General features: G+C 69.0%; 7 protein-coding genes. 2 read left to right on the plus strand and 5 right to left on the minus strand.

Annotation, left to right across the window (positions count from 1 at the left end; all coding sequences use genetic code 11):
* Positions 1-7: 7 nt before the first annotated feature.
* Together OA56_RS09535 and OA56_RS09540 are read left to right on the plus strand one after the other, a co-directional pair.
* Positions 8-832, plus strand: a complete 825-nt coding sequence (locus OA56_RS09535; protein WP_461584956.1) for an ATP-binding protein — start codon at positions 8-10, stop codon at positions 830-832.
* Between the two features lie 2 nt (positions 833-834).
* Complete coding sequence (locus OA56_RS09540) at positions 835-1,785, plus strand: Nudix family hydrolase (protein ID WP_461584943.1); 951 nt, start codon at positions 835-837, stop codon at positions 1,783-1,785.
* 4 nt (positions 1,786-1,789) lie between these two features.
* Here the strand turns inward: OA56_RS09540 and OA56_RS09545 are convergent, their stop codons facing one another.
* From OA56_RS09545 to OA56_RS09565, 5 genes are read right to left on the minus strand one after another with little or no spacing between them, the layout of a single operon-like run.
* Entirely contained in the window at positions 1,790-1,993 is a 204-nt protein-coding gene (locus OA56_RS09545; protein WP_055422517.1) for a DNA gyrase inhibitor YacG, read from the minus strand.
* Between the two features lie 12 nt (positions 1,994-2,005).
* Complete coding sequence (gene zapD, locus OA56_RS09550; RefSeq protein ID WP_461584945.1) at positions 2,006-2,764, minus strand: cell division protein ZapD; 759 nt, start codon at positions 2,762-2,764, stop codon at positions 2,006-2,008.
* Positions 2,761-3,396, minus strand: coding sequence for a dephospho-CoA kinase (gene coaE / locus OA56_RS09555; protein WP_461584947.1), 636 nt, complete (start codon positions 3,394-3,396; stop codon positions 2,761-2,763). The genes zapD and coaE overlap by 4 nt, the downstream gene beginning before the upstream one ends.
* Positions 3,384-4,181 (minus strand): SPOR domain-containing protein, encoded by a 798-nt coding sequence (locus OA56_RS09560; RefSeq protein ID WP_461584949.1) that lies wholly within the window; start codon positions 4,179-4,181, stop codon positions 3,384-3,386. The genes coaE and OA56_RS09560 overlap by 13 nt, the downstream gene beginning before the upstream one ends.
* A 17-nt stretch (positions 4,182-4,198) precedes the next feature.
* The gene (locus tag OA56_RS09565; RefSeq protein ID WP_461584953.1) at positions 4,199-5,566 is read right to left on the minus strand and encodes a TrpB-like pyridoxal phosphate-dependent enzyme; all 1,368 of its coding nucleotides are present in this window, start codon (positions 5,564-5,566) and stop codon (positions 4,199-4,201) included.
* Between the last annotated feature and the right edge of the window lie 124 nt (positions 5,567-5,690).

Genomic DNA, 5,690 nt, shown 5'->3' on the forward strand with positions numbered 1-5,690 from the left:
GGGGGCGCTGGGGGCGAAGCAGGGGGCGGGGGTGCGCTGGCCGGATGAGGAAGGCTTGGCCTACTGGTACCGGCGCGTGGGCGGTCGCGGCGTGCTGCAACCCGTGCGCCGGCCGCATCGCCTGCGGCTCGACGATCTCAAGGACATCGAGCCGCAGAAGGCGCGCGTGGTGCGCAACACCGAGCAGTTCCTGGCCGGGCGTCCGGCGAACAACGTGCTGCTCACGGGCGCGCGCGGCACGGGGAAGTCTTCCCTGGTCAAGGCGCTGCTCACCGAGTACGCCGATCGGGGGCTGCGGCTGGTGGAAATGGAGAAGGCCGATCTGGTCGATCTGCCCGACGTACTTGCCTGCCTCGAGACTCGGCCCGAGCGTTTCATCGTCTTCGTCGATGATCTCTCGTTCGAGGAAGGGGAGCCGGCCTACAAGATGCTCAAGAGCGTGCTCGACGGTTCGGTGTGGGCCCAGCCGGACAACGTGCTCCTCTACGCGACCTCCAACCGGCGCCATCTCATGCCGGAATTCTTCCATGAGAACGAGGGCGCACGCCACGTCGGCGAGGAGGTGCATCCGGCCGAAGCGGTGGAAGAGAAGATCTCGCTCTCCGAGCGTTTCGGACTGTGGGTGTCGTTCTACCCCTTTTCGCAGGAGGAATATCTCACCATCGTCGCGCATTGGCTGCGTTCGTTCGGTGCCGGCGAGGTCGAGATCGAGGCGGCGCGCCCCGAGGCGCTGCAATGGGCGATCGAGCGCGGCTCGCGCTCCGGCCGGGTGGCCTGGCAGTTCGCGCGCGACTGGGCAGGGCGGCACGGCCTGCCGCGGCAGGACGCGTGAGCATGAAGCGCGTGGATGTGGCCGCGGCGGTGTTGCGCCGCAGCGACGGCTCGGTCCTGCTGGGGCAGCGCGCCGAGGGGACGTTCTATCCCGGCTACTGGGAATTTCCCGGCGGCAAGGTCGAGCCGGGCGAGACGCCGGCGCAGGCGCTGGTGCGCGAACTGGCCGAAGAGCTGGAGATTGGCGTGGCGCCCGAAGACCTGCTGCCGTGGGTGGTGCGCGAGCACGTCTATCCCCACGCGCAGGTGTGTCTGCACTTCTTTCGCGTCCAGCACTGGACGGGTGAGCCGCGGGCGCGGGTGCACGCGGCGCTCGCCTGGGTGAAGCCGCCGCAGCAGACGGTCGCCTCGATGCTGCCCGCCAACGGCCCGGTGTGGAAGTTCCTCGCTCTGCCGCCGCGGATGCTGGTGAGCGGCGTGACGGCTCTGCTCGAAGCGGGAGAGTCGCTCGCGGTGGCGCTCGAACGGCAGGAAGCGGCGCTCGTTCGCGCACGTGCGCTGGGACCGGTGCTCGTGCAGGTGCGCGAGCCGGCGGCGCTCGCCGAAGCGCTGGTTCGTCGGTTGCGCCCCCATCTGGGGCCGGAAGACCTCCTGGTGCTCAATGGCGAGGTCGAGGCTGCCCAGGCGCTGGGCACGGGGCTGCACCTGCCGCAGCGGCGTCTGGCAGCGCTTTCCGGGCGGCCCGAGCTGCCCTGGGTGGGAGCCTCGGCGCACGGGGTGGATGCCTTGCGCCGCGCCGAGGCGCTGGGGCTCGATTACGCCGTGCTGGGGCCGGTGCGGTCGACGCGCTCGCATCCGGGCGCGTCGGCGCTCGGCTGGCAGGGATTCAGGGAGATCGCGCGCGACGCGGCGATCCCGGTCTACGCCATCGGCGGACTGGGCCCGGAGGACCTAGAGGATGCGCGCCGCGCCGGGGCGCACGGCGTGGCGGCGATCCGCGCCTGGTGGGACTAGCCGTCTATTGTGATTCGTTGCCGGATTCGGGCGGCGTCTTCTCGTCCGAGGAAAGGCGATAGCGTTCGTCGGCCCAGGCACCGAGATCGATGAGCTTGCAGCGCTCGGAGCAGAATGGGCGCCAGCGCGATTCCGGCGTCCAGGGAACCGGTTTGCCGCAGGTAGGGCAGGAGACGAGGCGCGGCGGCTTGGGTGGAGCGTCGTTCATCGCGGGCTTCTCTCACAGTCGGCACAGTTCGAGCACGAAGGGGACGTCGAGTTCCAGCGGTTGGGTGGAGGGGCGAAGATCGCTGCGCGGAGGGCCAAATCTTAGATTGATGAGGTATTTGTTGGCCGACATCGAGGGAATGACCTGCAGCGCGGGGTCGACCTGGACGCGGGCGAGCAGGCAGCAGGCGCCCTTGAGCTCGCGCTGGTAGGCGCCACGGGTGGCGACGGCCTCATGGCGCTCGGCGTTGCCGCGCAGGAGGCTGAGCACGAGCTCGATGCCGTTGCGAATCGGCTGCAGGGGGGCGATCCAGGATTCGAGCTCTTGGGTGCGCCGCTCGGGCGGCTGTTCCAGCCAGAAGTGATAGGCGGGGGCATCGAACGCGCACAGACCTCCTGGGATGTGGGCCCGCGCGCGCAGCGCCATCAGCCATTCGTTGCCGCGCAGATGATGGTCCACCCGTCCGACCATGTTCAGCAGGGCGCTGCGGGTGCGCTCGACACGCTCCACCAGAGCTGCGACGCACTCCGTATCGACCTCTTCGGCAGGCAGCGAGAGCAGGGCCGAACGCTGGCGATCGAGCTCCTGCATCAAGTCGAGCTTGAGGTCGGTGCGCCCGGCGATGTCGGCGAGCTCGAAGAGGGTGATGAGCGCGGCGTGGTGATCGTCGCGGTGCTTGCCCTCGAGGAAATGGGTCCAGCGCCGCCAGACGTCTTCGAGTCTCAGCAGGGTGCGGATGCGCTCGGTGAGGGGAAATTCGAAGAGGATCATGGCGGCGTGCTCCGGGCGAGTTCGCGGTAGAGCCGATCGAGCGCCTCGACCTGGGCATAAAGCCGGGCGAGATCGCCGCCGTTGTCGAGGATGTGGTCGGCGGCGGCGAGACGCTCGGCGCGGCTTGCCTGCTGGGCCATGATGCGGCGGATCAGGTCCTCGTCCAGGCCGTTGCGCGCACGCACCCGGGCGATCTGGATTTCTTCGGGACAGTCGACGACGGCGATGCGCTGGCAGCGGCGGCGGTAGTCTTCGCCGGCTTCGATGAGAAGCGGCACCACGAGCACGACGTAAGGGGCATCGGCCGCGGCGAGGCAGCGGGCGTCGGCTTCCTGACGGATCATGGGGTGCAGGATGGCTTCGAGCCGGTGCTTCACCGCCGGGTCGGTGAAGGCGAGCGCGCGCATCTTGGCGCGATCGAGCGCCCCGTCGGGGGTGAGGATGTCGGGGCCGAAGGCGGCGACGAGGGAGGGGATCGCCGCGCCGCCTGCGGCGGTGAGCTCATGGGCGATCGCGTCGGTGTCGACCACGGCGGCGCCGAGCCGCGCGAAGTGCTCGGCGGCGGCGCTCTTGCCACTGCCGATGCCGCCGGTCAGCCCGACGATGAAGGGAGGGCGGTTCACGGATGGCATGCGTCGACGGAAAGCTGGGGGAAACGGGCCTGGATACGCCGACGCAGGTCGCCGGCGACGGAGGGGGGGCATTGGTAGCTGAGTTCGATGACAGGAACGGTGCGCGCGACGATCTGCGCATCCTTGACGTTCTTCGTACGCAGCTCGGCCATTTTTTTCTCGGCGCCTTCTGGCGAGCGGAAGAGGCCGAGCGAAATGCCCCACTGCAGGGGGCCTGGGTCGCGGATCACGAAGGCGTCGTCCACCCCGGCCTGATGCAGGCTATCCAACCGGCGGTTCGCCGCCGCTGCACTGCCTTGGGGCGGAAGCACCACGCGCCAGCTGACGGGTTTTTCGCTTTTTCGTTCTTGAATCTGGACGCCGGGCAGCCCTTGCGGCAGTTCCTTGAGCGCCGGCAGGAGCTTGGGGTCGAGCTCGGCGAGCCGCAGGCAGGCGAGGGGGGGAGCGGCTGCAGCCGTCGGCTTGGGCGGGGCTGGTTCGGCGGCTGCCGCTGCGGGAGCAGGCACCACCGCAGGTGTTGAGGATTCGGGTGATGCTGCGGGAGGTGCGGCAGGAGCATCGCCGTCCGCCTTGTCCTCGGCCGAGTGGGGGGAGTGGTCGGCCTGAGGGGGAAGGTTGGTCGCATCGTGGCCGGGTACGGCGGCAAGGATTCGCAGGCGGTCGGGGCGCAAGGGCTGCTCGACGTCGGCGCGTGCCGCTTCGGGAGAAGGCCGCGGCAGCAGCCCCACGGTCATCGCCAGCAGCAGGGCATTGACGAGCAGGAGCAGCGCGATCAGGAGGCGCATCGCCGCTTGCCTCTGCGTCAGCCCACACTTGGCAGCGCGCGCAGCGCCTCGGCCAAGAGCTCGTCGGGCAGGGTGTAGTCTTCGAGCTCGCCGCGCAGGTAGCGCTCATAGGCGCTCATGTCGAAGTGCCCGTGCCCGGTGAGGTTGAAGAGCAGCACCTTGGGTTCGCCTGTTTCCTTGCAACGCAGCGCCTCGTCGATCACCGCACGGATGGCGTGACAGGATTCCGGCGCGGGGATGATCCCCTCGGCGCGGGCGAACTGGATGCCGGCCTCGAACGTGGCCCGCTGCGGCACGGCGAGCGCTTCGACCTGGCCTTCGTGCACCAGCTGCGACACCAGCGGGGAGGCGCCGTGGTAGCGCAGCCCCCCGGCGTGGATGCCCGGTGGCACGAAGTCGTGCCCCAGGGTGTACATCCGCATCAGGGGGGTGAAACCGGAGGCATCGCCGTAATCGTAGGCGTAGGTGCCCTTGGTGAGGGAGGGGCAGGATTCGGGCTCCACCGCTACGCAGCGCAGTCCCGCTGCGCGTCGCTCGCCGGCGAACTTGTCGGCGAGGAAGGGGAAGGCGATGCCGCCGAAGCTCGAGCCGCCGCCGCAGGGGCCGAAGATCATGTCGGGATAAAGGCCGATCTTCTCGAACTGCTTCTTCGCTTCCAGCCCGATGAGGCTCTGATGCAGCAGGACGTGGTTGAGCACCGAGCCGAGGGTGTAGTTGGTGTCGGGGCGGGAGGCGGCTTCTTCGACGGCTTCGGAAATGGCGATACCCAAAGAGCCCGGATGATCCGGCTCGGTGGCGAGGATGCGCCGCCCGGTCTCGGTGAGCGGCGAAGGGCTGGCGTGCACCTCCGCGCCCCAGGTTTCCATCAGCACACGGCGCTGCGGCTTTTGCTGGTAGCTCACGCGCACCATGTAGACGCGCACCTCCAGCCCGAGCATCTGGCCGGCGAAGGCGATCGAGGAGCCCCACTGGCCGGCGCCGGTCTCGGTGGTGAGCCGTTTGATGCCCACCTGGCGGTTGTAATAGGCTTGAGGTACGGCGGAATTGGGCTTGTGCGAGCCGGCCGGCGAAACCCCTTCGTACTTGAAGAAGATCTTTGCCGGCGTGCCCAGGCGCCGCTCCAGGCGCACGGCGCGCATGAGCGGCGAGGGACGCCAGATGGCATAGGTTTCACGCACCGCCTCGGGGATGGCGATCCAGCGCTCGCGGCTCATCTCCTGTTCGAGGATCGGCTCGGGAAAGATCGCAGCCATCGCGGAGGGATCGATCGGCTTGCCGTCCGGCCCGAGCGGGGGTGCCGGAGGGGTGGAGAGATCGGCGGCGATGTTGTACCAGTGCGTCGGGATCTCGTGTTCTTCGAGGAGGATCCGGGTCGGTTCGCTCATGGGGCAGTCTCTCGGGTGTCATGAGATGGGGTTGGGCGGGTGCTGGCTGCGGCGACTACGGCCAAGCCGCGCAGAACGAGATTATCCACCGTCCGGGCCGGAATGGCCAGATGCGCGGCGATGA

The organism is Tepidiphilus sp. HLB4, from assembly GCF_054823945.1.